Annotated in this window: 24 protein-coding genes and 1 tRNA gene; 16 read left to right on the plus strand and 9 right to left on the minus strand. The window is 55.8% G+C overall.

Annotated elements, in window-relative coordinates; genetic code table 11:
• Window positions 1-16 precede the first annotated feature (16 nt).
• The 5 genes from SYNCC9902_RS10400 to gatC all read left to right on the plus strand — a co-directional run bounded on the left by SYNCC9902_RS10400 (window position 17) and on the right by gatC (window position 3,332).
• Window positions 17-757, plus strand: a complete 741-nt coding sequence (locus tag SYNCC9902_RS10400; RefSeq protein ID WP_156771126.1) for a queuosine precursor transporter — start codon at window positions 17-19, stop codon at window positions 755-757.
• Window positions 758-797: 40 nt separating this feature from the next.
• The gene (locus SYNCC9902_RS10405; protein ID WP_011360799.1) at window positions 798-1,991 is read left to right on the plus strand and encodes a glycosyltransferase family 2 protein; all 1,194 of its coding nucleotides are present in this window, start codon (window positions 798-800) and stop codon (window positions 1,989-1,991) included.
• 65 nt (window positions 1,992-2,056) lie between these two features.
• On the plus strand, window positions 2,057-2,200 hold the full coding sequence (locus tag SYNCC9902_RS12800; RefSeq protein WP_011360800.1) for a hypothetical protein: 144 nt from the start codon (window positions 2,057-2,059) through the stop codon (window positions 2,198-2,200).
• A 53-nt stretch (window positions 2,201-2,253) separates the two neighbouring features.
• Window positions 2,254-3,042 carry a creatininase family protein gene (locus tag SYNCC9902_RS10410; RefSeq protein WP_011360801.1) on the plus strand — a complete coding sequence of 263 codons (789 nt, stop codon included), beginning with the start codon at window positions 2,254-2,256 and terminating at the stop codon, window positions 3,040-3,042.
• Complete coding sequence (gatC, locus tag SYNCC9902_RS10415; protein ID WP_011360802.1) at window positions 3,039-3,332, plus strand: Asp-tRNA(Asn)/Glu-tRNA(Gln) amidotransferase subunit GatC; 294 nt, start codon at window positions 3,039-3,041, stop codon at window positions 3,330-3,332. The genes SYNCC9902_RS10410 and gatC overlap by 4 nt, the downstream gene beginning before the upstream one ends.
• Before the next feature lie 9 nt (window positions 3,333-3,341).
• Here gatC and crtR read toward each other — a convergent pair whose 3' ends face one another.
• The gene (gene crtR / locus SYNCC9902_RS10420; protein ID WP_041425558.1) at window positions 3,342-4,373 is read right to left on the minus strand and encodes a beta-carotene hydroxylase; all 1,032 of its coding nucleotides are present in this window, start codon (window positions 4,371-4,373) and stop codon (window positions 3,342-3,344) included.
• Between the two features lie 54 nt (window positions 4,374-4,427).
• Window positions 4,428-4,509 (minus strand) — tRNA-Leu (locus SYNCC9902_RS10425).
• 58 nt (window positions 4,510-4,567) lie between these two features.
• Here SYNCC9902_RS10425 and SYNCC9902_RS10430 point away from each other — a divergent pair.
• Window positions 4,568-5,110 (plus strand): Ycf66 family protein, encoded by a 543-nt coding sequence (locus tag SYNCC9902_RS10430; protein ID WP_011360804.1) that lies wholly within the window; start codon window positions 4,568-4,570, stop codon window positions 5,108-5,110.
• Window positions 5,111-5,134: 24 nt separating this feature from the next.
• Window positions 5,135-8,056: an isoleucine--tRNA ligase gene (gene ileS / locus SYNCC9902_RS10435; protein WP_011360805.1), complete on the plus strand. Its 2,922-nt coding sequence runs from the start codon at window positions 5,135-5,137 to the stop codon at window positions 8,054-8,056.
• Here the strand turns inward: ileS and SYNCC9902_RS10440 are convergent.
• On the minus strand, window positions 8,041-8,334 hold the full coding sequence (locus SYNCC9902_RS10440) for a hypothetical protein (protein WP_011360806.1): 294 nt from the start codon (window positions 8,332-8,334) through the stop codon (window positions 8,041-8,043). The two genes, ileS and SYNCC9902_RS10440, sit on opposite strands and share 16 nt — an antisense overlap.
• A complete protein-coding gene (locus SYNCC9902_RS10445; RefSeq protein ID WP_011360807.1) occupies window positions 8,334-8,969 on the minus strand; it encodes a DUF3177 family protein in 636 nt (211 codons plus the stop codon). Before SYNCC9902_RS10445 ends, SYNCC9902_RS10440 begins: the two co-directional genes overlap by 1 nt.
• 45 nt (window positions 8,970-9,014) lie before the next feature.
• On the opposite strand from SYNCC9902_RS10445, the gene SYNCC9902_RS10450 reads away from it, so the two are divergent.
• The 4 genes from SYNCC9902_RS10450 to SYNCC9902_RS10465 are packed head-to-tail and all read left to right on the plus strand — an operon-like array spanning window position 9,015 to window position 13,265.
• Complete coding sequence (locus tag SYNCC9902_RS10450; protein ID WP_011360808.1) at window positions 9,015-10,292, plus strand: FIST signal transduction protein; 1,278 nt, start codon at window positions 9,015-9,017, stop codon at window positions 10,290-10,292.
• A 4-nt stretch (window positions 10,293-10,296) separates the two neighbouring features.
• A complete protein-coding gene (trmB, locus tag SYNCC9902_RS10455; RefSeq protein WP_011360809.1) occupies window positions 10,297-11,007 on the plus strand; it encodes a tRNA (guanosine(46)-N7)-methyltransferase TrmB in 711 nt (236 codons plus the stop codon).
• A 3-nt stretch (window positions 11,008-11,010) separates the two neighbouring features.
• Complete coding sequence (locus SYNCC9902_RS10460; RefSeq protein WP_011360810.1) at window positions 11,011-12,327, plus strand: IctB family putative bicarbonate transporter; 1,317 nt, start codon at window positions 11,011-11,013, stop codon at window positions 12,325-12,327.
• The gene (locus SYNCC9902_RS10465) at window positions 12,327-13,265 is read left to right on the plus strand and encodes a BadF/BadG/BcrA/BcrD ATPase family protein (protein WP_011360811.1); all 939 of its coding nucleotides are present in this window, start codon (window positions 12,327-12,329) and stop codon (window positions 13,263-13,265) included. The genes SYNCC9902_RS10460 and SYNCC9902_RS10465 overlap by 1 nt, the downstream gene beginning before the upstream one ends.
• Here SYNCC9902_RS10465 and glmM read toward each other — a convergent pair.
• Entirely contained in the window at window positions 13,252-14,646 is a 1,395-nt protein-coding gene (gene glmM / locus SYNCC9902_RS10470) for a phosphoglucosamine mutase (protein WP_011360812.1), read from the minus strand. The genes SYNCC9902_RS10465 and glmM overlap by 14 nt on opposite strands.
• A gap of 53 nt (window positions 14,647-14,699) precedes the next feature.
• A complete protein-coding gene (locus tag SYNCC9902_RS10475; protein WP_041425203.1) occupies window positions 14,700-14,891 on the minus strand; it encodes a hypothetical protein in 192 nt (63 codons plus the stop codon).
• Window positions 14,892-14,939: 48 nt separating this feature from the next.
• Here SYNCC9902_RS10475 and SYNCC9902_RS10480 point away from each other — a divergent pair, with 48 nt between their 5' ends.
• Entirely contained in the window at window positions 14,940-17,042 is a 2,103-nt protein-coding gene (locus tag SYNCC9902_RS10480) for a lytic transglycosylase domain-containing protein (RefSeq protein WP_011360813.1), read from the plus strand.
• Here the strand turns inward: SYNCC9902_RS10480 and SYNCC9902_RS12190 are convergent.
• Window positions 16,932-17,435: a hypothetical protein gene (locus tag SYNCC9902_RS12190; RefSeq protein WP_011360814.1), complete on the minus strand. Its 504-nt coding sequence runs from the start codon at window positions 17,433-17,435 to the stop codon at window positions 16,932-16,934. The genes SYNCC9902_RS10480 and SYNCC9902_RS12190 overlap by 111 nt on opposite strands.
• 63 nt (window positions 17,436-17,498) lie before the next feature.
• On the opposite strand from SYNCC9902_RS12190, the gene SYNCC9902_RS10485 reads away from it, so the two are divergent.
• Together SYNCC9902_RS10485 and thyX are read left to right on the plus strand one after the other, a co-directional pair.
• Window positions 17,499-18,056 carry a thioredoxin domain-containing protein gene (locus SYNCC9902_RS10485; RefSeq protein ID WP_011360815.1) on the plus strand — a complete coding sequence of 186 codons (558 nt, stop codon included), beginning with the start codon at window positions 17,499-17,501 and terminating at the stop codon, window positions 18,054-18,056.
• 58 nt (window positions 18,057-18,114) lie between these two features.
• On the plus strand, window positions 18,115-18,840 hold the full coding sequence (gene thyX / locus SYNCC9902_RS10490; protein ID WP_011360816.1) for an FAD-dependent thymidylate synthase: 726 nt from the start codon (window positions 18,115-18,117) through the stop codon (window positions 18,838-18,840).
• A gap of 55 nt (window positions 18,841-18,895) precedes the next feature.
• Here the strand turns inward: thyX and dcd are convergent, their stop codons facing one another.
• Both dcd and SYNCC9902_RS10500 read right to left on the minus strand, forming a co-directional pair.
• Window positions 18,896-19,489, minus strand: coding sequence for a dCTP deaminase (dcd, locus tag SYNCC9902_RS10495; protein WP_011360817.1), 594 nt, complete (start codon window positions 19,487-19,489; stop codon window positions 18,896-18,898).
• Window positions 19,489-20,100: a cob(I)yrinic acid a,c-diamide adenosyltransferase gene (locus tag SYNCC9902_RS10500; RefSeq protein ID WP_011360818.1), complete on the minus strand. Its 612-nt coding sequence runs from the start codon at window positions 20,098-20,100 to the stop codon at window positions 19,489-19,491. The genes dcd and SYNCC9902_RS10500 overlap by 1 nt, the downstream gene beginning before the upstream one ends.
• A 141-nt stretch (window positions 20,101-20,241) precedes the next feature.
• Here SYNCC9902_RS10500 and rph point away from each other — a divergent pair, with 141 nt between their 5' ends.
• On the plus strand, window positions 20,242-20,973 hold the full coding sequence (gene rph, locus SYNCC9902_RS10505; protein WP_011360819.1) for a ribonuclease PH: 732 nt from the start codon (window positions 20,242-20,244) through the stop codon (window positions 20,971-20,973).
• A 75-nt stretch (window positions 20,974-21,048) separates the two neighbouring features.
• Window positions 21,049-21,765 (plus strand): global nitrogen regulator NtcA, encoded by a 717-nt coding sequence (gene ntcA / locus SYNCC9902_RS10510; RefSeq protein WP_041425204.1) that lies wholly within the window; start codon window positions 21,049-21,051, stop codon window positions 21,763-21,765.
• Window positions 21,766-21,776 lie beyond the last annotated feature (11 nt).

A 21,776-nucleotide genomic window follows, 5' to 3' on the forward strand; every position in this document is an offset into this window, starting at 1 on the left:
TTAACTCTCCGAGCGCATGCCCGCCTCAACCGATCACACATCCAGAACACTTCAAGCCCGAAGGGACAGCACTTTTTTAGTGCTGGCGGGACTGTTCTTGGGAACACTAGGGATGCTCAACATCCTGGGACTCACCCGCTTCCTACAACTCGGGCACATCGGCACATGGCCAATCGTTGTAGCCATTGGTGCGCTCCCATACCCAATCACGTTTCTCTGCACAGACCTGATCAGTGAGTTGTGGGGAGAAGAGAAAGCCAACCAGTTGGTGTGGGTGGGGTTACTGCTCAATGGCTGGGTTGTGCTCATTCTCTGGCTTGGAGGCTTACTCCCGGGCTTACCAGGGAGCGACGACAGCACCTTCCGCACCATCCAAGAACTCAGCTTTGGCGCGATTGGGGCCTCCATGGCGGCGTACCTCACGGCTCAATTCATTGATGTGCGCCTGTTCCATTTTTGGAAACAGCTCACCAACGGCAAAGCCCTTTGGCTCCGCAACAATGGCTCCACTTTGGTGAGTCAACTCGTCGATACAACTGCCGTGGTGTTAATCAGCCACTACGGAGCCCATGTTCTACCCATCGATACGGAGAGTCCACTCATTCCACAACTTGGCAGCTTCATCGTGGGCGGATATTTGTTCAAAGTATTAGCTGCCCTTGCCGACACGTTGCCCTTCATCTGGCTCACGGGATGGCTGAGAAAATGGCTTGAAATGAGCGACACCACAATGAGTACAAGCCAATCAAGCTCGTAAGCTTTAAACGATCGCTAGATGCCATATCAGGCCAGAACTTATGCGACCATTCGGCATCCAGAAACTTTACCTCAAAGACGAACCTACGAACATAGTTCAAGCTGCTTCTGCACGATTAAGAAACAGACAAACAATCACACCAAATAGTTGCGATATCATCACAATTACAGGTAACGAAGAATGCTATATCGCCCAGTTTATTCACCACTATCTTTACTTGGGATTCAGCAATATATTTATCGGGATCAATAATTGCCAGGACAAAACTCCAGCCATTCTCAAGAAAATTGCCAAGATATATCCGAAAATTTTTATCTTCAACACCGATCAACCGCAACGCCTCCATCGGCAAAGCGGCTCCTATGCGGCACTGATCGATGAGGCATCTCATCGCACTAAGTCGAGCCATTGCCTCGTGGTCGATATCGACGAATACTGGTTCTCCAACAAGCCGAACCGATCGATTGCGAGCTACCTCAGACAATTCGATCGATTTGATTTGATGTTTACCAATTGGCTTTGCACCTATGGGCAAAGCTATCAGACATGTTTTACAGACCTAACAAAGGCCAAGATTGAACTAAAAAAATCACAGGGGAAAAGTATTTTCAACTACTCAGTACCACTACGCAAACTTCGAGCACATGTGCCCGATGTGGAATCTCCAGAGAGAGCCGTTTTTGTTGGCAACAATGGCAAAAAAATTAATTGGATGAATGAAGCCAACAAACTGCATGTAAATCCATCCCTGCCTCAACACCTAAGAACAGTGAATAAATTGCACCAACATCTCGAGGAATCACAAAACTCGGCATGGATTCTGCATCAGATTGTTCGCAGCGAGCTGGAATATTCATTAAGACTCTTTGAACCTAGGGTTGCCAAGCATCCAGAACCATTTAAAACCAATCGCCACGGCTGGATCATGCCGAAAGAGAGTCGACAAGAGCGACAATTTTTCAAATTAATCCTTTCAAAAAAATCTTTCAACAAACGCTACATAAAAACCTATGAGAAATTCCTTCGTCAATGTCAAATCAAGAATATTGTCGAAAAAAGCTTTAACCGCATCACCGAGAGACAAGTCTTTTGTAAAATTAACCAGCTAAATCATCAAAAAATTGAAGCTTATCAGTCTATTTGGAGAGAAATATTTCAAGGAACCCGCTTTCTCCCCTATCTAGAGCTGCGCCTAAAAACAAAAAAGCGACTCCGAATCAACGATTGTTCTTGAGTTCCTAAAAGTCGGCCCACAAAGCCTGGAACAGCCCCAAAATGGTTGGAGATGGGTGCACATTGATGGAAGCTGCTTTAGCTGGGTTCAATCTCGGAACAGTGCTCTTGGCCAGCATTGTGCTGTTTCCCTTGGCCTGCTTGTTCTTTGGCACCCGGGGCGGTTACTACAACACCGATAAGTACGACGGCAACGGCACGGCCCACTAGTTGTATTTCAGGGCCTAATAACCCGATCGATCAACACGCCACCATCCCTTGAGATGCCTGCTTCGCTTCCCAACCCTGCTGACAGCACGGACAACATCCGCTTAGCACTGCGAAGTTGGCCTGAAGTGGAAACGTATCTCCAAACCTGCAAAGGCGTGATTATTCCTCTGGGATCCACGGAGCAACACGGTCCAACGGGCGCCATCGGAACTGATGCGTTAACTGCGGAAGCCATCGCCCTCGAAGTCGGCCGGCGAACCGGTGTTCTTGTCACGCCGGCCCAAGCTTTTGGCATGGCTGAGCATCATCTGGGATTTGCCGGAACGATGAGCTTGCAACCCGCCACGCTGCTGGCGGTCATGCAAGACCTCGTCTTGTCGCTAGCGCGCCATGGCTTTGAACGGGTGTTCGTGATCAATGGCCACGGTGGAAACATTGCTACCACCAAAGCTGCCTTTGCCCAGGCCCACGGCACAGCAGCAAGTCGCGGCCTGCCTGCATCGCCACACCTGCGCTGTCGTCTCTCAAATTGGTTTATGGCAGGCCCAGTGATGCGGCAAGCCCGTGATCTTTATGGCGACAAAGAAGGTCATCACGCCACACCAAGTGAAATCGCCGTCACGCTTCAGGTTGAACCAAGCTTGCAAAGCAAACAGCGCCCCTTGGAGGATCCAGCACCGGCTGGACCCATCCATGGTCCTGATGACTTTCGTCGCCGCCATCCAGACGGCCGTATGGGATCCCATCCATCGCTGGCAACAGCAGACCATGGAGCGGCCATCATCGAGACAGCTGCCACCGCGTTGAGCGAAGATCTTCGTAGTTTTTTGAGCGACCCATGAGCCATATCTCCGCCGATGACGTCCGCAAGGTCGCCAAATTGGCCCGCCTCAATCTTCCCGACGACAAAATCGCCACCTACACGGGGCAACTGGAATCAATCCTGGGCTACGTGAGTCAACTGGAGCAGGTCGATACAACCGGCGTACCAGAAACCACTCGGGCCGTGGAAGTCACCAACGTGACGCGTCAAGACGGCGTGGATCCGACGCCTGTGCGCGAAGAAATTCTAAATCAAGCTCCACAAAGGGAAGGAGACTTTTTCCGAGTACCTAAAATTTTGGCTGATTAAACCAATTTCTCAAAACGATTTCCAGCGTTTTGGTTCGGTTTTAATCGCCAGGGAATCAACAAATGAAAGCCAGCCACGCTGCATACGTCGATCTGGCAACACTTTTGCAACACGACGCATCTTTCCACGACGTCGTTTGTGACTTCTCACACCAACCAAAATGTCGTAGAGAAAATTGTATCCATCCCGTTGGGTTTCAAAAATACCTAAGCGTTGCGGAGAACCTTTTGAATCAAGTAGTGGCTTCGTTGCTTCATAGGCTGGCTTATATTCAAACCACGGAATAGAAGGCCAAAGATGATGAACTAAGTGATAATTTTGGCCCATAATCAACCAATTCATCAGTTGACCGGGATAAATCCTCGCATTGGTCCAGCGGTTTCTAGATGTGAAGGGTCGGTGGGGCAAATAGTCGAAGAAAAGCCCAAGAGTGACGCCCACCATTAGGGCCGGAGCGAACCAGCAATTAAAAACAAATGGAAGGAAATCGAAGCGAATCGCAGCCAGAACAATCACCAAAAAGATGCTGCGTTCAAAACCCCACTGCATTAACTCCCAGCGCTTCCAAAGGCGACGCTGAAAGAAAAACCATTCGTGATAGAAAAAACGAGGAGCAATGAGCCAAAGAGGTCCGAACGTACTAACGATGTGATCTGGGTCGTTATGGGGATCATTCACATGGGAATGATGCTCAAGATGGACGCGCGTAAAAACAGGAAAACTAAAACCCAATAACAACGCAGAACCGTGGCCCATGAGTTGGTTGATCCAACGATTCGGATGGGCTGCGTTGTGGCAGGCATCGTGGATGACCGTGCCTTCAAGGTGCAGCGCTAAGAAGCCTGTACACAACAACAGGGGCAAGGGCCACCCCCCTTGAAACCAGCCCCAAATGGTGAGTGCGGCAAGGGCATATCCACCGAAAAACAACCCCACCGTGGGGTTCCAAGCCGATGGCGGATCAACAAATTCGCGAGGAACAGAGCGATACCCAGCTCCGGCCAGACGTGTCTCCTGTTTTTGAGCAGGGGTCTGGGTCATCCGGTGGTCAGGCAACGCATGAAAACTTTCCTCCAACACAACGTAGGTAAGAAATGCCCACCGCGAGACTTGAACTCGCACAACCGAAGTCACTGGTACCTAAAACCAGCGCGTCTACCAATTCCGCCAGGTGGGCAATGCACACACTTTAAGGAGCGCCGCAGAATGGGGGAAGCGATTCGCAGCGTCGAACCATGCTCGCAACCCTCAGTGGAGACATTTGCCTGCTGTTCGGCCTCGCCTTACTTCTCCTCCCACTGCTCGCTGTAGAGCTAAGCCGTCCACGAGACGGGGTCTGGGGAGCGGTTGTGCTGATCCTCGGCCTTGTGCTGGTCACCAGCAGCGACCGGATGCGAGGAGCTCCGATGCTTGCCGTGCTTTGCGGCAGCCTCTTGATCAGCCGCCTCAGTGCCGAAGTGGGGCAATCCCGGTGGCGAGCGTTAAGTGATGAGGAGCAAAAAAAACTTGGATCACCAGATCACTGGCTCAACAACCTGCAGCAACTTGGCTCCGCTGTGGCAAGCCTGGGGGAAGGCCTGACCGGGATCGTCAAACAACTGAAACCGGCCGGAAAATCAGGAGTCACCTCAAAAAAATGGGTTCGACCCGAGCTGGAACCCTCCAACGCTGCTGAAGCTGAACCTGGGCCCAGCTCCTCCTCTGAGGCCCCAGCCGAAGAAACACCTGAAACCACACCGGCCACAAGCGCACCAGAGAGTGAAGGCGAAGCCCGATAATTCTTTAATCAGACCAGAGAGCCTGTGAATAAAGAAACACGCGGTGCCGCTGAGGAACGTCCCTCTTACAAAAACACCCTCAACTTGCTGCAAACCAGTTTTGGGATGCGTGCCAATGCCGTCACCCGGGAGCCTGAACTTCAGAGCTTTTGGGCGGAACACGGGATTGATTTCAAGCTTGGCGTAACCAACAAAGGGCCGACCTTCACCCTCCACGACGGGCCTCCCTATGCCAATGGCGCCTTACACATGGGCCACGCTCTTAACAAGGTGCTCAAAGACATCGTCAACAAGCACCAAATTTTGAAGGGGCGCCGGGTTCGGTTTGTCCCAGGTTGGGACTGCCATGGCCTACCCATCGAACTGAAAGTGCTGCAGTCGATGGATCAGGAGCAACGACAGGCGCTGACTCCAATCAAGCTGCGCAAAAAGGCTGCTGCTTACGCCCGAAAGCAAGTGGAGGGGCAAATGAAAGGCTTCCAGCGCTGGGGGATCTGGGCCGACTGGGATCAGCCGTACCTCAGCCTGCAAAAGGACTACGAAGCCGCTCAGATCCGGGTCTTCGGCGACATGGTTTTGAAGGGACATATTTATCGCGGCTTGAAACCTGTGCATTGGAGCCCCAGCTCCCGCACAGCCCTCGCCGAAGCGGAACTGGAATATCCCGATGGCCACACCAGTCCAAGCGTTTACGCCACATTCCCCGCCGTCGAACTTCCAGCGGTCCTGCGCGACGCTTTGCAAACAGACGGCATCGTTCTCCCCAGCCAAGCCGAGGAACTTGGCAAAACCCTTCACGTTGCGATCTGGACCACAACCCCTTGGACCCTCCCCGCCAATCTGGCGGTGTCCGTCAACGAGCGACTCGACTACGCCCTCGCCGATGACGGCAGCGGTCGTCTGCTCCTCGTCGCAGCAGAACTGATTGAGTCCCTGAGTGGAACCCTCGCCCTCCCTTTAAAGCGAAAAGCCACGGTCAAAGGTGCGTTGTTGGCTGGCCTGATCTATCGCCATCCCCTCCTGGACCGGACAAGCCCCATCGTGATTGGCGGCGAATACATCACCACCGAATCAGGGACTGGCCTCGTGCACACCGCACCGGGCCATGGCGTGGATGACTTCCATACCGGCCAGAAAAATGGCTTGCCGGTGCTTTGTCCTGTCGACGAGGCGGGCACCCTCACCGAGGAAGCCGGGCCGTTTGCCGGCCTCAACGTGCTGAAGGATGCCAACCCAGCCATCATCGAGGCCCTTCAGCAGGCTGACGCTCTGCTGAAACATGAGCCCTACGGCCATCGCTACCCCTACGACTGGCGCACCAAAAAACCAACGATCTTCCGCGCTACCGAGCAGTGGTTCGCCTCCATTGATGGATTCCGTGACGATGCACTCGACGCCATCGACAAGGTGAATTGGACGCCTGCATCAGGTCGAAACCGGATCGAATCGATGGTGAAAGAGCGCGGAGACTGGTGCATCTCCCGCCAGCGCACCTGGGGCGTTCCGATTCCGGTTTTCTACAACCGCACCAATGGGGAGGTATTGCTCAACGCCGACACCTTGGCTCATATCCAGGGCCTCATTGCTGACCATGGCGCAGATGTTTGGTGGGAAAAAGATGAATCGGAGCTCCTACCAGCGGCCTACGCAAGCGAAGCCGACCAATGGCGGAAAGGCACGGACACGATGGATGTGTGGTTCGACTCAGGCTCCAGTTGGGCCGCTGTTGCAAGCCAACGCGACAACCTCAGTTACCCAGCAGATCTTTACTTAGAGGGTTCCGACCAGCACCGTGGCTGGTTCCAGAGCTCTCTTCTCACCTCTGTGGCCGTTAATGGCCATGCTCCCTATCAACGCGTTCTCACCCATGGCTTCGCCCTGGATGAGAAAGGTCGCAAAATGAGCAAATCATTGGGCAATGTGGTGGACCCAATGGTGATCATTGCTGGGGGTAAAAATCAAAAACAAGACCCTCCCTACGGCGCAGATGTTTTGCGTCTTTGGGTGAGTTCAGTGGATTATTCAGCCGACGTTCCGATCGGAGCAGGAATCCTGCGACAGCTGGCTGACGTGTACCGAAAAGTCCGCAATACCAGCCGCTATCTACTCGGCAATCTGCATGATTTCAATCCAAGCCGTGACGGGATTCCAGTCCATGAGCTACCCCTACTCGATCGATGGATGCTTCAACGCTCAGCGGAAGTTATGGACGACATCAATGCAGCATTTGAGAATTTTGAATTTTATCGCTTCTTTCAACTGCTCCAGAACTATTGCGTTTCCGACTTATCAAACTTTTATCTAGATATCGCCAAGGATCGTCTTTATGTAAGCGCGCCTGATGATCGGCGCCGGCGAAGCTGTCAAACAGTCATGGCCTTAATTATTGAACGCCTGGCTGGCCTAATCGCTCCCGTCCTCTGCCACATGGCAGAAGACATTTGGCAAAACCTTCCCTATCCAGTAGCCCATACGTCGGTGTTCCAAAACGGCTGGCCCAGTGTTCCTGCCGATTGGCGAGACCCCGCACTGACAGCTCCAGTGCAGCAACTTCGCCAGCTCCGAACAGCGGTAAACAAGGTGCTGGAGGACTGCCGAAACCAACAAGAACTCGGCGCTTCTCTGGAAGCAGCCGTTCGTTTAGAAGCCCACAGCCCTGAACTCCAAACCGCTCTGCAATGGCTCGATGAGCACGGCGACGCTGAAGTTGATGGCCTACGCGATTGGCTGCTGGTCTCTCAACTCCAAATTGGCGGTGAGCCATGGGCAGAACTCTTGGCCAGTCAAGACAATGAACAAGCTTTGATTGAAGTGGCCCATGCCCGCGGCAGCAAGTGCAGTCGCTGCTGGCACTACGAAGCCGACGTTGGTCAGCACACCGACCATCCCGACCTATGCGGACGTTGCATTGAAGTGCTGAAGAGAGGCGATTACCAACTGGCTTGAGTTAGCAACTCAGCCGGAGGCATCGGTCCTGCCAAGACACGCTCATCGCCAGGCATGATCGGCCCCATCAACAGCTCAGCACGATCAAGCACGGCGCCATCCGGAAGCACCGAAGCATCCGGATCGAATCGTGTGGGATGGGTTGTGCTGCTACTAAAACCACGAAAAATCAGCAATTCAAAGGGCTCCGCTCCCACGACACCCATCAGGCGCAACACCCGATCCCCATGGCTCCGACTGCGCTCTTCAAGCTGAGAAACCAGTTCGACATCGGTCATCAAAAATCCCCTGCTACGCGTCCATAGCGCGGTAGACGGATCAACAGCCACTGCAGCAAGCCAGCCAAGTAAGCCACCAACGCCACATAGCCCACAAAAGCAGCAAAGGCTTCAGTCCACTGCCCGCCAAAAATGAAATCAAACACCGTTGCCGCGAGACCGTGCAAACCCTGAGGCGCCTCAAGCCATGCCAAACAGTTGGTCGTTTGCCCCCCTTGAAGACAGCTGAGGCCCGTGGTGGTCATCGCCACGCTGATGACACCAAAGCCACTCAACGCCCAGCGCCACAAGCGAACAGTGAGCGGTAGAGCTTTCCACGCCGGCTGATCAGCAAGTTCTTCATTGAGATCCACCCAGAACCACACACTCACCACCATCAGCACTGGAGCCACAACTGCCGTGAGATATCCGAGCGGTCGCTCGTCCACCAGCAGCAGCACACTGATTCCCATCAAGCTGGCCACTTTCCAGTACAGGCCAAGCAAACGCAAAACCATGGCATCGCGCCGCCATGCAGACCAAACCAACAAAACGAAGGGCAAACCCACCGCAAACGTGGCAGCCAGCCGGTAAGTCAGCCACACCAATGCGCGGTAAGACAGCTCGTTCACAGATGGGTTTGAAGTTGGCGCCATTATCGACGCACCCGGCTGCCCTGCAGGATTGATAAGGTCCAAACCATGCCGACGTTCTCTCCCTTCAGCTGGTTGCAGGGCGCTTCCCCAGCGCCCCAATGCCGCACTGGCTTGTCATGCAAACCATCCCTCGATGAGGCGGTTCGTGATGTGGTGAATCAGGTGGGTCGCCGTGGCGAGGCGGATCTAGCCCTCGTCTTCGTTTCAACTGGCTACGCCAGCGACTTGCCCCGTTTGCTGCCGATGCTCCAAAACGGCCTACGTGCCAAACACTGGTTTGGATGTGCAGGCGGAGGTGTGGTCGGAACCAACGCGGATGGCAATGCCTCCGAGCTTGAACAGGGGCCGGCCCTCAGCGTGACGCTGATGTGTCTCCCAGGTGCTGACATTCAAACCAGCGTTCTCAGTACCGATCAATTACCAGACCTGGATGGAGCCTCCATCGACTGGCAGGACTGGGTGGGCATTCGTCCCGATGCAAGCCGCAGCCAAATCGTTCTGATCGATCCCAGCTGCCGAGGCATCAACGACCTGATCAGTGGTTTGGATTACGCCTACCCAGAAGCAGAAAAGATCGGTGGCATCGCAGCTCCCCATAACGCGCCCCATGGCTCGCTTCTAGTCGACCAAAACGTGGTGACGGGTGCAGCGGTCTGCTCAATCGGCGGCGACTGGTTGTTCGACACCGTGGTCGCCCAAGGATGTCGTCCGATTGGGCCAGTCTTCGCCATCGAACAGGTTCAACGCAATGTTCTGCTCGAGCTCAACGACGGGACCACAACGTCGAGTCCAGTGGCCTGTCTGCAACGAGTTCTTGCCGACCTGAGCGAACCGGAACGGGAGTTGGTGCGGCACTCGCTCTTTCTTGGCATTGAGCGCCGCAACCTCCAACTACCAACCGCAGGCGTTCAACCCAAAGACAGCGCGTTTTTGATTCGCAACTTGATTGGTGTCGACCCCAACAATGGAGCCGTGGCTGTAGCCGAACGGGTGCGGGCTGGCCAGAACGTTCAGTTTCATTTGCGGGAAGCCGAAGCCTCCCGTCAAGAGGCCCTTGCGCTGCTCAACCAACACTTGGGTGAGGTAGAGGAACCGATCAGGTTCGGACTGCTGATGGCTTGCCTCGGCCGCGGCCAAGGACTGTTCGGCTCCCCGGACGGTGATGTGAACCTGGGCCGCAGCGTGATGCCTGACTTACCCGTAGCTGGTGCCTTCTGCAACGGTGAGATCGGCCCCGTGGCGGGAACCACCCATTTGCATGGCTACACCGCCTGCTGGGGGCTGCTTCGTTATGCCCCCATCTCAGGCTCGAGCAACCAATAGGCCCTTGCGACAGCACGTCAATCCCCTCAGTCGTTCTTTTCAGCTACCCCTGCGGTTGCCCCCACCCAGCGAACTTTTCACTCACCCTGAGCACCCCATCCATCTCGACATCGGTTGCGCACGGGGCCGCTGCATTCTCGACTTGGCCGACCGCCATCCGAATTGGAACCACATCGGGGTTGAAATTCGTCGCCCCTTGGTGATCCCTGCCGATCGCGAAGCACTTGAGAGCCCCCACGGGAACGTTCGGGTGTTGTTTTGCAACGCCAACATCAGCCTGGAAGGGTGGATGGAAACGCTGCCCAAAGATCGTCTGCAACGGGTCTCCATTCAGTTTCCAGACCCTTGGTTCAAGCGACGCCATCGCAAACGGCGGGTCTTACAACCCCGCCTTCTCATGGCAATCGCCTCGGCCCTTCAGCCCGGAAAAGACTTTTTTATTCAGAGTGATGTGCGGGAGGTGATTGATCCGATGGTGGCCCTCACAGAACTGTCTGGTTGTTTCGACCGCCCTGAAAATGATGCGCACCCCTGGCGCAGAACGAACCCCTTAACGGTGCCAACCGAGCGAGAGCGTTATGTGATGGATCAGCAGCTTCCTGTGTATCGAGTGCTCTTTCGTCGCAACCACACCCATCAACCTCCAATCGAAGAGTTTGAGCAGCACTGGCAGGAGATCGATAATCCAGGCAATGCTCCAACGCCAGACGCCTGAAGGATGCCCGCAACGGATGTGTCCAGTCACTTGCTACCACTTCTGTTGCGCTGGCAGGGCCTCCTGAAGGCAGGCCCTTCAACTCTGCACAGATTGGAGCCACTAGCAGGCTGCATTTTGTTCGTTCTGCTCGGCGGTCTCCCGTTCTTCACGCGTTCGGGGCTCGCACTTTTGTTGTTGAGCAGCGGCCTTCTCTGGGTGCTTTGGAGCCTCGCCACGCCGGCCGCTGCGATCGACAAAATCACTATGTGGCTCCTGATCATTTTGGGAGTGGCCGTTCTGGCCACAGGGTTTTCAGCTGTACCGATCGCAGCGACAAAAGGACTGTTGAAACTCCTGAGCTACCTCGGGGTTTATGCCTTAACCCACAAGCTGCTGATCCATCATCAGAAGTGGTGGGACCGCCTCCTGGCTGGCTTGCTCTGCGGTGGACTCCTCAGCAGTGTTCTTGCTCTCAGGCAGCTCTATGCCAGCACTGAAGAACTGGCGCGTTGGGCTGATCCGAACTCCATGAGTGCCGGCACTATCCGGATCTACGGACCACTTGGCAACCCAAATCTGCTGGCCGGCTACTTGCTGCCCTTGCTGCCGTTCGCGGCTATTGCCCTCTTGCGCTGGAAAGGGTTTGGTTGCCGGCTCTTTGCAGGTGTCACCTTGGTGCTCACCACCGTGGCCACAATGTTCACCTACAGCCGCGGAGGGTGGTTAGGGCTCATCGCAGGCCTTTCCGTTGTTGTGCTTTTGCTCTTGGTGCGCAGCACACAAACATGGCCGTTGATCTGGCGACGGTTACTCCCGCCAACCGTTCTGCTCCTCGGTGTTGTTGTGCTTGTTGTCGCCGCCACTCAATTCGAGCCCATCCGCACAAGAATCAGCAGTCTTCTGGCTGGTCGGGGGGACAGCTCCAACAATTTCCGCATCAACGTTTGGTTCGCTGCTGCTGAGATGGTGCGCGACCATCCCTGGCTGGGCATCGGTCCTGGCAATGCCGCTTTTAACAGTATTTATCCGCTGTATCAGCAGCCCAAGTTCAACGCTCTCAGCGCCTATTCAGTACCCCTAGAAATCCTGGTAGAGATGGGAATCCCAGGCCTAATCGCCTGCTTTGGGCTTCTCAATGCTGCGGTACGCAAAGGCTTGGCCAGCCTTCACCTTGATCGACCAGAAGCCCTTGCCGGCATCGCATGCCTAGCTGCCATTAGTGGAATGTTGGTGCAAGGCATCACCGACACGATCTTCTTTCGTCCAGAAGTCCAACTCACTGGCTGGTTTGCCCTGGCGACCCTATCCAGCCAGGGCGGACAGTCCAAGGAGGCGTAATGCTGCTCGCAGGATTTGACGCCGGACAGACCAGTACGCGTTGCCGCATCGGTCGATGGCAAGACGGTCGATGGGAGCCGGTCGGTGATGGGTATGGCCCGGGTGTTTGTCACCTGGCATCAGCCGGAGGTGTGGACCGTTTCCAGGACGCCATCCGCGTTAGTAGCGCAGAAGCAATGAACGTCCACCCGGACTTAACCCTCGATGGCGCTGTGATGGGCGCTAGCGGCATCGAGCAAGGATCCATCGTCCAAGAGCAAGCAACGGATCTACTCGCCAGAACCCTGGCCCTGCCAACGGCTCAGGTGCTGGCCACCGGTGATGAACGGACGGCTCTACGCGGAGCTTTTCCAAACCATGCCGGCATCGTTGTGATCAGTGGCACAGGAATGATCTGCTTAGGGCGAAACGATCAAGGTGTGGAGCATCGCTGCGGGGGGTGGGGCTGGCTCTTGGATGGGGCTGGCTCCGCTTTTGATATTGGTCATCAGGGTCTGCAACTGACCCTTCAAATGGCAGATAGCAGGAGACCCGACCATCCCTTGCGCAACCAAATCTGGACAGCCCTCGATTGCACAACCAGCGCAGACGTGAAAGCCAGAGTGGTTCAGCCAAACTTTGGGGCTGCAGATTTTGCAGCACTGGCACCTTTTGTCGCCGCAGCTGCAGTGCAAGACCTGGCTGAAGCCCACTGCATTCTTGAGCGGTCAGCCCTGGCCTTAGCAACGTCCATCCGCATGGTGGCTGTGAAGCTCCAACTCGATCGTCCAAATCTGGTGGGCCATGGTGGAGCTCTCGAGCATCTCGATGGCTTCAGCAGTTTGGTCAAAACAGCCGTAGAAACCGTTCTCCCATCAAGCCGATGGATGCCGGCCGCAGGAGATGCCTGTCACGGCGCCTTGGTGATGGCCCAAGAACGCATCGTTAAGCAGCGTTGAGGGATTGATCAACCACGGATGCCAGGTGGTCAGCCCAGTGATCGACAAGGGAAGCATCAGCAGCCTCGACCATCACTCGCACCAAGGGCTCCGTGCCACTCGCTCGAACCAGAACACGACCATCTGAGCCCATGGTTTCCTCAGCAGACCTGATCGCAGCCACTAACGGCTCACAACTCGACCACGCCTTGCGGCGAGCTTGACTTGGCACCGTGACATTCACCAACTTCTGCGGGAAGGGCTGAAAACTGCGATCCAACCAATCACCCAGGGTGATTCCCTTGGCATGACACAACGTGGAGAGCTGCAAGGCAGTGAGCACCCCATCCCCACACAAGCCATGGGATGCCGCAAGGATGTGACCCGATTGCTCTCCGCCAAGGGCTGCTCCACTCGCCACCATCGCGGCATGGACATGTTGATCTCCAACGGGGGTGCGCTCGAGGATGCCGCCCCGCTGTTCCCAAGCGCGCTGAAAGCCGAGGTTCGACATCACGGTTGCAACAAGCCGTTGATCCGGAAGAGCTTGTTGTTCCTGAAGAACCGATCCCCAGAGGAACATCACGTGATCACCATCCACGATCCGACCCCGACCATCCACGGCCAACATCCGATCCGCATCGCCATCAAAGGCAAAACCCATCACAGCGCCTCGCTCTTTCACGGCTTCTTGCAACGGACCTAGGGCTGTTGAGCCACAGCCCACATTGATGCGGGAGCCATCGGGCTCACCATGCAAAACAGTCAGATCCGCGCCAAGAGCTTGAAATGCATCCGCCGCACAAGCTGTGGCAGACCCCCAACAGAGATCCAAGACGATCGGGACCCCATCGAGGCGATGGCTCCCAACAGCGGAGAGGAGCAACTCTCGATAATCCGCCATGAGGTCGGAGCTTTGCCGCAATCCTGCACAAAGTGAGTGGTCATGGTCGGAATGGTCGATCTCACCACGGAGCCCAGCCTCGATCCGTGCCTGCCGCTCAGGGGCCAACTTCGCCCCATTCGCACCAAAAACCTTGATGCCATTGTCCGCTGGTGGATTGTGGCTCGCCGAAACCATCAGGCCGCCTGCTGCGCCGAACTTTCGGATCAACAACGGAACGGCTGGGGTGGGACACAAGCCCAGATTCCAAACCTCACGCCCAGCGGCGGTAAGTCCAGCGGTTAACGCTGATGCAACCATGCTGCCGCTGGTGCGCGAATCCATCCCAATCAAGACAGGCCCTTCGACGGCCAACACCCGTCCAACCCAGTAACCCACTTGCAAACAAAGGGCTGGTGTCACGACGCTGCCCACGCGACCACGAATGCCATCAGTGCCAAAACCAGGGATGGCATCCCCAAGGGTCGGACCAACAGGAGAAAACGCCGCTTGAACCATGGGCCTCAATCGTGGACAGCAGATTACGGAGGCGCCGCCCTCACTCCTCAGCTTCAACGCCAACGATGGGGGTGGCGCAGCAAAACGATGAGTTCAAGGCCAGACCAAATCACAAGACTCACCACCACCCAGCCTGGAACCAGCTGAAGGGGCCATAACCAGCGAAATCCCCACACCACGCCACACATCACTACCGCCAACCCTGTGCGCCTTCGCTGCCAGCACCCTGGTCGAGAAGACGGCATTACTGATCTGAGTAGAACCCACAGAATGACAGCAGCATCAGGACGCGCTTGAACGCAGGCCCCCGACTTGGGACCCTTCTCCTGCTGGGGACCACAGCCCTGAGTGGCTTCGCCGCCTGGGGTGGGCAGCGGCTTCTCGTGCATAGGCATCAGCCCTTAACGCCGGATCAATCTGCAGCGCAACTTTGGACGACCTACCGCTGGGCGATTGATCCCCAACAGCGCCGCGAAGCCGCGCTGTTGATGGCTGCTCAAACGGGTTCATTCGACGCCTTACAAAGCCAGGCTTGGGGAACGAATCCACTGGGAGCGGTGGCCTTAGAACAAGAGGCGGAGACGGCCACCAGACGGGGAGATCAAAGCCACGCCCGCAAGCTTTGGCACGATCTGCTCAAACGTTTCCCATACGCAGCTGCATCCGCATCGGCCCGCCACGTTCTCGGGGACCAAAACCCAGCACTGCATCAAGACTTACTGAAGCAACAGCCGAGCCATCCAGCGGCGTTGAGTGTGGCGGCATCCATGGATCCAAATCCAAACACGGGCCATCAGGGAGCGATTCACCTCGCCCGCTGGGGAGCACGTTGGCCAGGTGCGTTCAAGCGCATCAGCCAGGCATGCAACGACACCAGTTCGATCGCTCCAGCAACCAAGGATCGCGACGTACTGGCTCGGGGCCTAGCCAGCCTGGGGGATGGCCCAGGAGCACTGGAGTGCCTTCAACGCCAACAACCTGGGGCAACGTCCCAACGTTCCAGTGATCCCTCCACGCAACTCGCGATTGGACGAGCCTTACTTCGAGGCGGACAGACCGAAGAAGGCACGGAACTGCTTTTGAGCCTCACCCGTGATCACCCACAGGCTTCGGCCAGCATTGAGGCTGCTCGCCTGCTGAGCGAACCCTTGCGACCCTCGAGGGAGGTGCTCGATGCCATTCCGGTATCTGTCAAAAAGCGTTCCGCCGCCCTAGCGGCAGCCCGCGTTCGGCTGGCCAACGGTGAAGGTGCGGGGGAGGTTCTGCAGCAATGGCCGGATGATCCAGACGTTTGGCAACTGCAATGGGACCTCGCCAGAGAAGCCCTGCTGGCGGAGAACTGGGACCGGGCCAAAACCATCCTGACCCGTGAGCCAAGCTCACAAGCCTTGCCCGATCCGCTGGAAACTCGACGGCTGTACTGGCTTGGCTGGAGCGAAGCACAACTGGGGAATCAAGACCGGAGCAGAGCGATCTGGCAGCTGCTGACCAGCCAATTCCCCCCTGGCTATTACCACTGGCTTGCAAGCGAAGCGCTTGGAGATGCCGAACCCCTCAACCTGACCAAAGCCTCAACGCCAAGGCCATCACAGGAGATGTCCTGGGCCCCCTTGAACAGTGACAAGTCCTTCGTCAATACGCTCTGGCGTCTTGGGCTCGAGCGCCAAGCCTGGGAGACCTGGCGCAGCGGGATTGATCCCAGCACACCACAACCCAAGCCAGAACAATTGGTCGAAGGCAGGCTTCGCTTGGCCGTTGGAGACAGCTGGATGGCTCTCGATCAATTGCGGTGGCTCAACCTGCGCTGGCGGTCAGCCAACTGCCGTGCACGAATCGACCTTCAACACAGCCAACACCCGCGCATCTTTGAAGAGGTCCTCCGTCCAGCAGCGAACTCCCAAAAACTGCCTCTCGAGCTGCTCTTCGCCGTCAGCAAACAAGAATCTCGATTCGCATCAGGCGTGACCTCCACTGCGGGAGCGATTGGCCTCATGCAATTAATGCCAGCCACCGCCAGAGAACTCGCGGGAGCTCAGCTGACAGAGGACGAAATCAGAGAGCCGAAGCAAAACGCCGAACTGGGTGCGACCTACCTACGGCAACTACTTCAGCAATGGCAAGGAGATCCCTTTCGCAGCATCGCTAGCTACAACGCTGGCCCCGGAGCTGTGGGGTCATGGTCGACTCAAGATCTCAACGATGCACCTGCCCTATGGGTGGAGCGCATTCCCTATCCGGAAACGCGCTACTACACCAAAAAAGTTCTCGACAATTTGTTTGGCTACTTAGGTAGGGACAAGGTTTTTTGCAAACCAACCCTGGGCGGGGTTGGGCAACAAATGACCCAGACCAATGCCCGTGAACACAATGAAGGCCATCAAGAACATCGACGTTGATGGCCGAAAGGAAATCCCAATACGAGCTAGATCAAGGCGAGCCAAAAGCACCGCAGATGCCAGCACCAAAAGGTCACTGAGCATGTTGAGAAACAGCACATAAATGCCCACTGTCACCACAACCAAAAGATTGACCATCAAGGTCATGACCCGGCTGTAGGCCATCAACAACGAAAACTGCCGCATCACCAGGGACGGCATTGTGCACACCACCACAACAGTGAGTACCTGGATCAGCTCCAGAGACCAAAAGAGTTCTGGGGTGATGCCCCGAGCGTTGCTGAACAAGGGTTGGACAAGGTTCCAGTGATTGCCCAAGACCACGGCAACACAAAACAGCAACGTCAGGAACGGTGCCCGCACCGGCAGGCTCAGCAAACGCAACAAAGCCATGGGCTCACGCTAAGCCCGTTGCCTTGAAGTAGCTGCCAAAGTGACGTCACTTGCACACGACTGATGACCGGTAGCCCTCAGCCCATGCCGCTGGGCCGGCTTCAGCAGGTTGTCCTCGTGGTGATCGCAGTCGCACTGGCCATTGGACTTCTATTCATGCGGGGAGGAATCCAAAGTGAAACCCCGATGGAACAACTTGCCCGACGCTCGGTTGAACCGGAGGTTGCTCTCACCAACGGCAAACCAACGATGATCGAGTTCTACGCCGATTGGTGCCAAGTGTGTCGGGAGATGGCCCCAGCGATGCTGGAGCTTGAGCGATCGACGCAAAACCGTCTTGACGTTGTTTTGGTGAATGTTGATAACCCCCGTTGGCAAGACCTGGTGAATCGCTACGAAGTGAATGGGATACCGCAACTCAATTTGTTTTCGGCAGACGGCCAACCCCGCGGCAAATCGATTGGCCTACGAAAACCAGAGGAACTACAAGCCATCAGTGCAGCACTGATGAATGATCAACCGCTACCGCAACTTCGAGGCGTGGGAAGCGTCAGCAGCCTCGAAGGTGAGAACACATTTCAAGCATCGGTGGTGCAAACCGGTCCTCGAAGCCACAGCTGACTTGAGAGAGTTCGGCTCTGTCGCCATGATCAGTACACAATGACAATCTGCTAGCTCCATGGATCCCCGCTTCCGGGTCGACCTCATCGCGGCAACCCCAAATCCCCAACAGTGCGTCTACGTGGGGATGCACCAGGACTACAGCGAGGGTTTTGTTGCAGCCGACCGCGAACAATGGCCCGACGAAACCAAAGCGGGCGAAGTCTGCGTCAAGCGTCTGCTGGCTGGGGAGCGAGGCCACTACGGCCCCATGGAACATGCCCAGATCGTTTTAAACGTGGGCTGGTTTCCTCATTCAGTGATGCAACAGGCGCGGACCCACCGGGTGGGTGTGAGCTTTGATGTGCAGTCGATGCGATACACCGGCGAACGCATCTGCAGGGCTGCAGCTGGTGAACTCGACCTTGAGGAGGTGTTCTATTTGCGCCCGGTGGGGCAATACAGCAACCGCCAAGGCAAGAAATATGCATACAGCCAAGCTGAACGGGATAAAGATCTCCATCACTGCAAAATCAGCGCTGATCGATACCAAGAATTACTCGAAGCAGGCTTCGCAGAAGAACATGCACGCGGGATTCTTCCTTTCGATTATCGACAGCATTTTGTGGTGAGCTTCACGCTCAGAGCTTTCCTACATTTCATGGATCTAAGGGCCAAACTCGATGCCCAACAGGAAATCCGCGAGCTTTGTGATCTGATGTGGCCCCATCTCCAAGCCTGGACGCCAGAATTTGCCGCTTGGTATGAAAAAACAAGGCTGCACAAAGCCCGTCTCGCTCCATAAAAACAGATAAGTAGCGAAGTTAATTAATAATTTTTAGTTGAAAATTGAAGCATTATTACACCTTGGCTAAGGTGACACGTTCAGGCTGATGTTGATATTTTCCTTGACGATCGCTGTAGGTAGTAGAACAAGGCTCGCCTTCAAAAAATAGCAACTGACAGATGCCCTCATCTGCATAAATACGGCAATCAGCCCCTGAACTATTGCTGAATTCAAGGGTGAGGTGACCTTCCCAACCCGCCTCTGCAGGCGTGGTGTTCACGATAATTCCGAGCCGAGCATAAGTACTTTTTCCAAGACAAATAACTGTGATATTGGGAGGAACTTTCATCTTCTCTAAAGCCACACCGAGGCCATAGGAATGGGCCGGAAGAATGAAATAACGACCGTCTTCATCTTCATGCAACGGTGTGGGTTCAAGGTTGGCTGGATTGAACCGTTTCGGATTCATCACCGTGCCAGGTACGTGCCTAAAAATCAAAAACTCTTGCGGCGACAGCCGAAGGTCATAGCCATAGGACGAACACCCAAAACTGAGCACAGGGCTTTCGCGCTTATCGGGATCAAGGTGGCGAACCAGCCCCGACTGGAATGGCTCGAGCATGCCCTGCCCGGCTTGTTCCGTAATCCAACGATCACACTTGAGCATCAGAAACCTCGGCGTAGTTCCGTGACTTGATCAGCCATCGCCACAACATTGGAAGGGATGGCGGGCCCAGTGATGATCACATCCATCGAGCCTGGTCGTTGCTCAAGAGCTGAAAGCACTTCAGCTTCATCGATGTAGCCAAAGCCGATGGCCAGGCCAATCTCATCAAGAACGAGCTGATCAAGATCTCCAATCATGAGGTGCTGACGACAAATCGCCCAGACCGCTTGCACCGCATCACGGCAACCATCCAAGTTCGGCTCCGCTACGCAAGCGGGAACATCAGGGCGCAGCCAGACAAGTCCTCCACATAACTGCACATGGCCCGATGGGCCCTGTTGCACACCCCCCTTCAAAAACTGACTTATCAAAACGCGGCTACCGAGCCCAGCTGCTCGCACCGCCTGGCTCAGCACATTGGAAAAACTGCCGCGATAAGGAGCTGTATGCACCTGAAGCTGACCCTCTGGAGCGACTAGATGCAGGGCTGGCGGCGGCGGTTGCGTTGCATTCGGAACTGGCCTCAAACCAACTCGTTCTGTGGAACGCTGATCGCCATCGAGAGAACGAATCTCTTGGGATTGATGGCGGTCGGTCAGGCTTGCGATCATCGGCTCAGGTCACGCCGGGACAACCCGGAAGACCTTGAATGTAGCGGCGTTATGCCATTCCACAAGGCAATCGACACTACCCATGGTGGCTCAAGCGCAAAGCGGAGGGAACTGCGAGGCTGACGTCACTTCTTCTGAGCCATGAGCGATCCATCCCAGTCCCGAGCCGATGGCCGCTGCCGCAATGCTCTGCGCCCGTTTTCCGTGACTTGGGATCCAATGGGATTCGCCTTGAGTTCAGTCACTGTGAGAACCGGTCGAACAACTGTTCTCTGCAGCGTTTGCCTCGATGACAACGTGCCGCGCTGGCGTCGAGGCGAAGGGCTCGGGTGGCTCAGTGCTGAGTACCGCCTCCTACCCGGGTCAACACCGCAACGGCAAGGGCGTGAGTTGATGAAGCTGTCCGGCCGCACCCAAGAAATTCAACGTTTGATCGGGCGCAGCCTTCGGGCCGCCGTTGACATGGCACAACTGGGAGAGCGAACCTTGCTGATCGACTGCGACGTGATCCAAGCGGATGCAGGCACCCGCACAGCGGCCATCACCGGGGCCTGGCTGGCGTTGCACCGGGCCTGTAGCCGCCTCGTTTCCCAGGGGATTCTTGAGAACTCCCCTCTTCAAAGCCAAGTTGCTGCTGTCTCCGTTGGGTTAGTGGACAGCCAGGCGCTGCTAGACCTCGACTACAGCGAAGACAGTCGAGCTGAGGTCGATCTCAATGTGGTGCAAGCGGACGATGGCCGACTGCTTGAAGTTCAGGGAACCGCCGAGGGCGCGCCATTCAGCCGTGCCCAGCTGGATGCACTCCTGGACCTGGCTGAACCCGGCCTCCGACAACTGATGGAGGCTCAGCGGCAGGCCCTTGTATCTGAGTGAACACTCAATGCGTAATAACCGCTACAGGACACATCCAGGCAGATCCGTAACTTTCAAAGCAATCGCGAGCCAGTCATGAGCACCAGCACTGGTTTTACCCGCTATGCACCTCTTAGTAACGCCGTAGCGAACACTCAGCCCTCAGGTCCTCGATCGTTGATGGAGGTGATCCGTGGGCTGGAAGGTGCCAGCACGGAGATGGTGGAGCGAAATAAAACAATTTTTTTCCCGGGAGACCCGGCGGAACGCGTTTATCTGATTCGACGGGGCGCTGTGCGCCTTTCAAGGGTTTACGAATCTGGTGAAGAAATCACGGTTGCTCTCCTCAGGGAAAACAGCCTGTTCGGTGTGCTGTCTTTACTCACTGGTCAACGCTCGGATCGCTTTTATCACGCAGTCGCCTTCACCCGCGTTGAGATGGTGACGGCACCTGCCACCTCAGTGCGCAACGCGATTGAAGCGGATACGGCTGTTGGACTCAGGCTTTTACAAGGCCTCTCCAGCAGGATCCTGCAAACCGAAACGATGATCGAAACGCTCACGCATCGGGATATGTCGTCCCGGCTGGTGAGCTTTTTACTGGTGCTTTGCCGAGACTTCGGAGTGCCTGATGAACTAGGAATCACGATTGATCTTCGGCTGTCTCATCAAGCGATCGCTGAAGCCATTGGCTCAACCCGCGTAACAATCACGCGTCTGCTGGGAGACTTGCGTCAATCCGGTCTCGTACAGATTGACCGCAAGAAAATCACCGTTCTCGATCCGATCGCCTTGGCCAAACGGTTCAGCTGATCGCATCTGCA

This window comes from Synechococcus sp. CC9902, assembly GCF_000012505.1.
Taxonomy (GTDB): domain Bacteria; phylum Cyanobacteriota; class Cyanobacteriia; order PCC-6307; family Cyanobiaceae; genus Parasynechococcus.

What these genes read in the sequence shown, in the direction of transcription:
- SYNCC9902_RS10400 (WP_156771126.1), top strand. Translation starts at nt 17, where the DNA reads ATGCCCGCCTCAACCGATCACACATCCAGAACACTTCAAGCCCGAAGG.
- SYNCC9902_RS10405 (WP_011360799.1), top strand. Translation starts at nt 798, where the DNA reads ATGCGACCATTCGGCATCCAGAAACTTTACCTCAAAGACGAACCTACG.
- SYNCC9902_RS12800 (WP_011360800.1), top strand. Translation starts at nt 2,057, where the DNA reads ATGGAAGCTGCTTTAGCTGGGTTCAATCTCGGAACAGTGCTCTTGGCC.
- SYNCC9902_RS10410 (WP_011360801.1), top strand. Translation starts at nt 2,254, where the DNA reads ATGCCTGCTTCGCTTCCCAACCCTGCTGACAGCACGGACAACATCCGC.
- gatC (WP_011360802.1), top strand. Translation starts at nt 3,039, where the DNA reads ATGAGCCATATCTCCGCCGATGACGTCCGCAAGGTCGCCAAATTGGCC.
- crtR (WP_041425558.1), bottom strand. Translation starts at nt 4,373, where the DNA reads ATGACCCAGACCCCTGCTCAAAAACAGGAGACACGTCTGGCCGGAGCT.
- SYNCC9902_RS10430 (WP_011360804.1), top strand. Translation starts at nt 4,568, where the DNA reads ATGCTCGCAACCCTCAGTGGAGACATTTGCCTGCTGTTCGGCCTCGCC.
- SYNCC9902_RS10440 (WP_011360806.1), bottom strand. Translation starts at nt 8,334, where the DNA reads ATGACCGATGTCGAACTGGTTTCTCAGCTTGAAGAGCGCAGTCGGAGC.
- SYNCC9902_RS10445 (WP_011360807.1), bottom strand. Translation starts at nt 8,969, where the DNA reads ATGGCGCCAACTTCAAACCCATCTGTGAACGAGCTGTCTTACCGCGCA.
- SYNCC9902_RS10450 (WP_011360808.1), top strand. Translation starts at nt 9,015, where the DNA reads ATGCCGACGTTCTCTCCCTTCAGCTGGTTGCAGGGCGCTTCCCCAGCG.
- SYNCC9902_RS10460 (WP_011360810.1), top strand. Translation starts at nt 11,011, where the DNA reads ATGCCCGCAACGGATGTGTCCAGTCACTTGCTACCACTTCTGTTGCGC.
- SYNCC9902_RS10465 (WP_011360811.1), top strand. Translation starts at nt 12,327, where the DNA reads ATGCTGCTCGCAGGATTTGACGCCGGACAGACCAGTACGCGTTGCCGC.
- glmM (WP_011360812.1), bottom strand. Translation starts at nt 14,646, where the DNA reads ATGGTTCAAGCGGCGTTTTCTCCTGTTGGTCCGACCCTTGGGGATGCC.
- SYNCC9902_RS10475 (WP_041425203.1), bottom strand. Translation starts at nt 14,891, where the DNA reads ATGCCGTCTTCTCGACCAGGGTGCTGGCAGCGAAGGCGCACAGGGTTG.
- SYNCC9902_RS12190 (WP_011360814.1), bottom strand. Translation starts at nt 17,435, where the DNA reads ATGGCTTTGTTGCGTTTGCTGAGCCTGCCGGTGCGGGCACCGTTCCTG.
- SYNCC9902_RS10485 (WP_011360815.1), top strand. Translation starts at nt 17,499, where the DNA reads ATGACCGGTAGCCCTCAGCCCATGCCGCTGGGCCGGCTTCAGCAGGTT.
- thyX (WP_011360816.1), top strand. Translation starts at nt 18,115, where the DNA reads ATGGATCCCCGCTTCCGGGTCGACCTCATCGCGGCAACCCCAAATCCC.
- dcd (WP_011360817.1), bottom strand. Translation starts at nt 19,489, where the DNA reads ATGCTCAAGTGTGATCGTTGGATTACGGAACAAGCCGGGCAGGGCATG.
- SYNCC9902_RS10500 (WP_011360818.1), bottom strand. Translation starts at nt 20,100, where the DNA reads ATGATCGCAAGCCTGACCGACCGCCATCAATCCCAAGAGATTCGTTCT.
- rph (WP_011360819.1), top strand. Translation starts at nt 20,242, where the DNA reads ATGAGCGATCCATCCCAGTCCCGAGCCGATGGCCGCTGCCGCAATGCT.
- ntcA (WP_041425204.1), top strand. Translation starts at nt 21,049, where the DNA reads ATGAGCACCAGCACTGGTTTTACCCGCTATGCACCTCTTAGTAACGCC.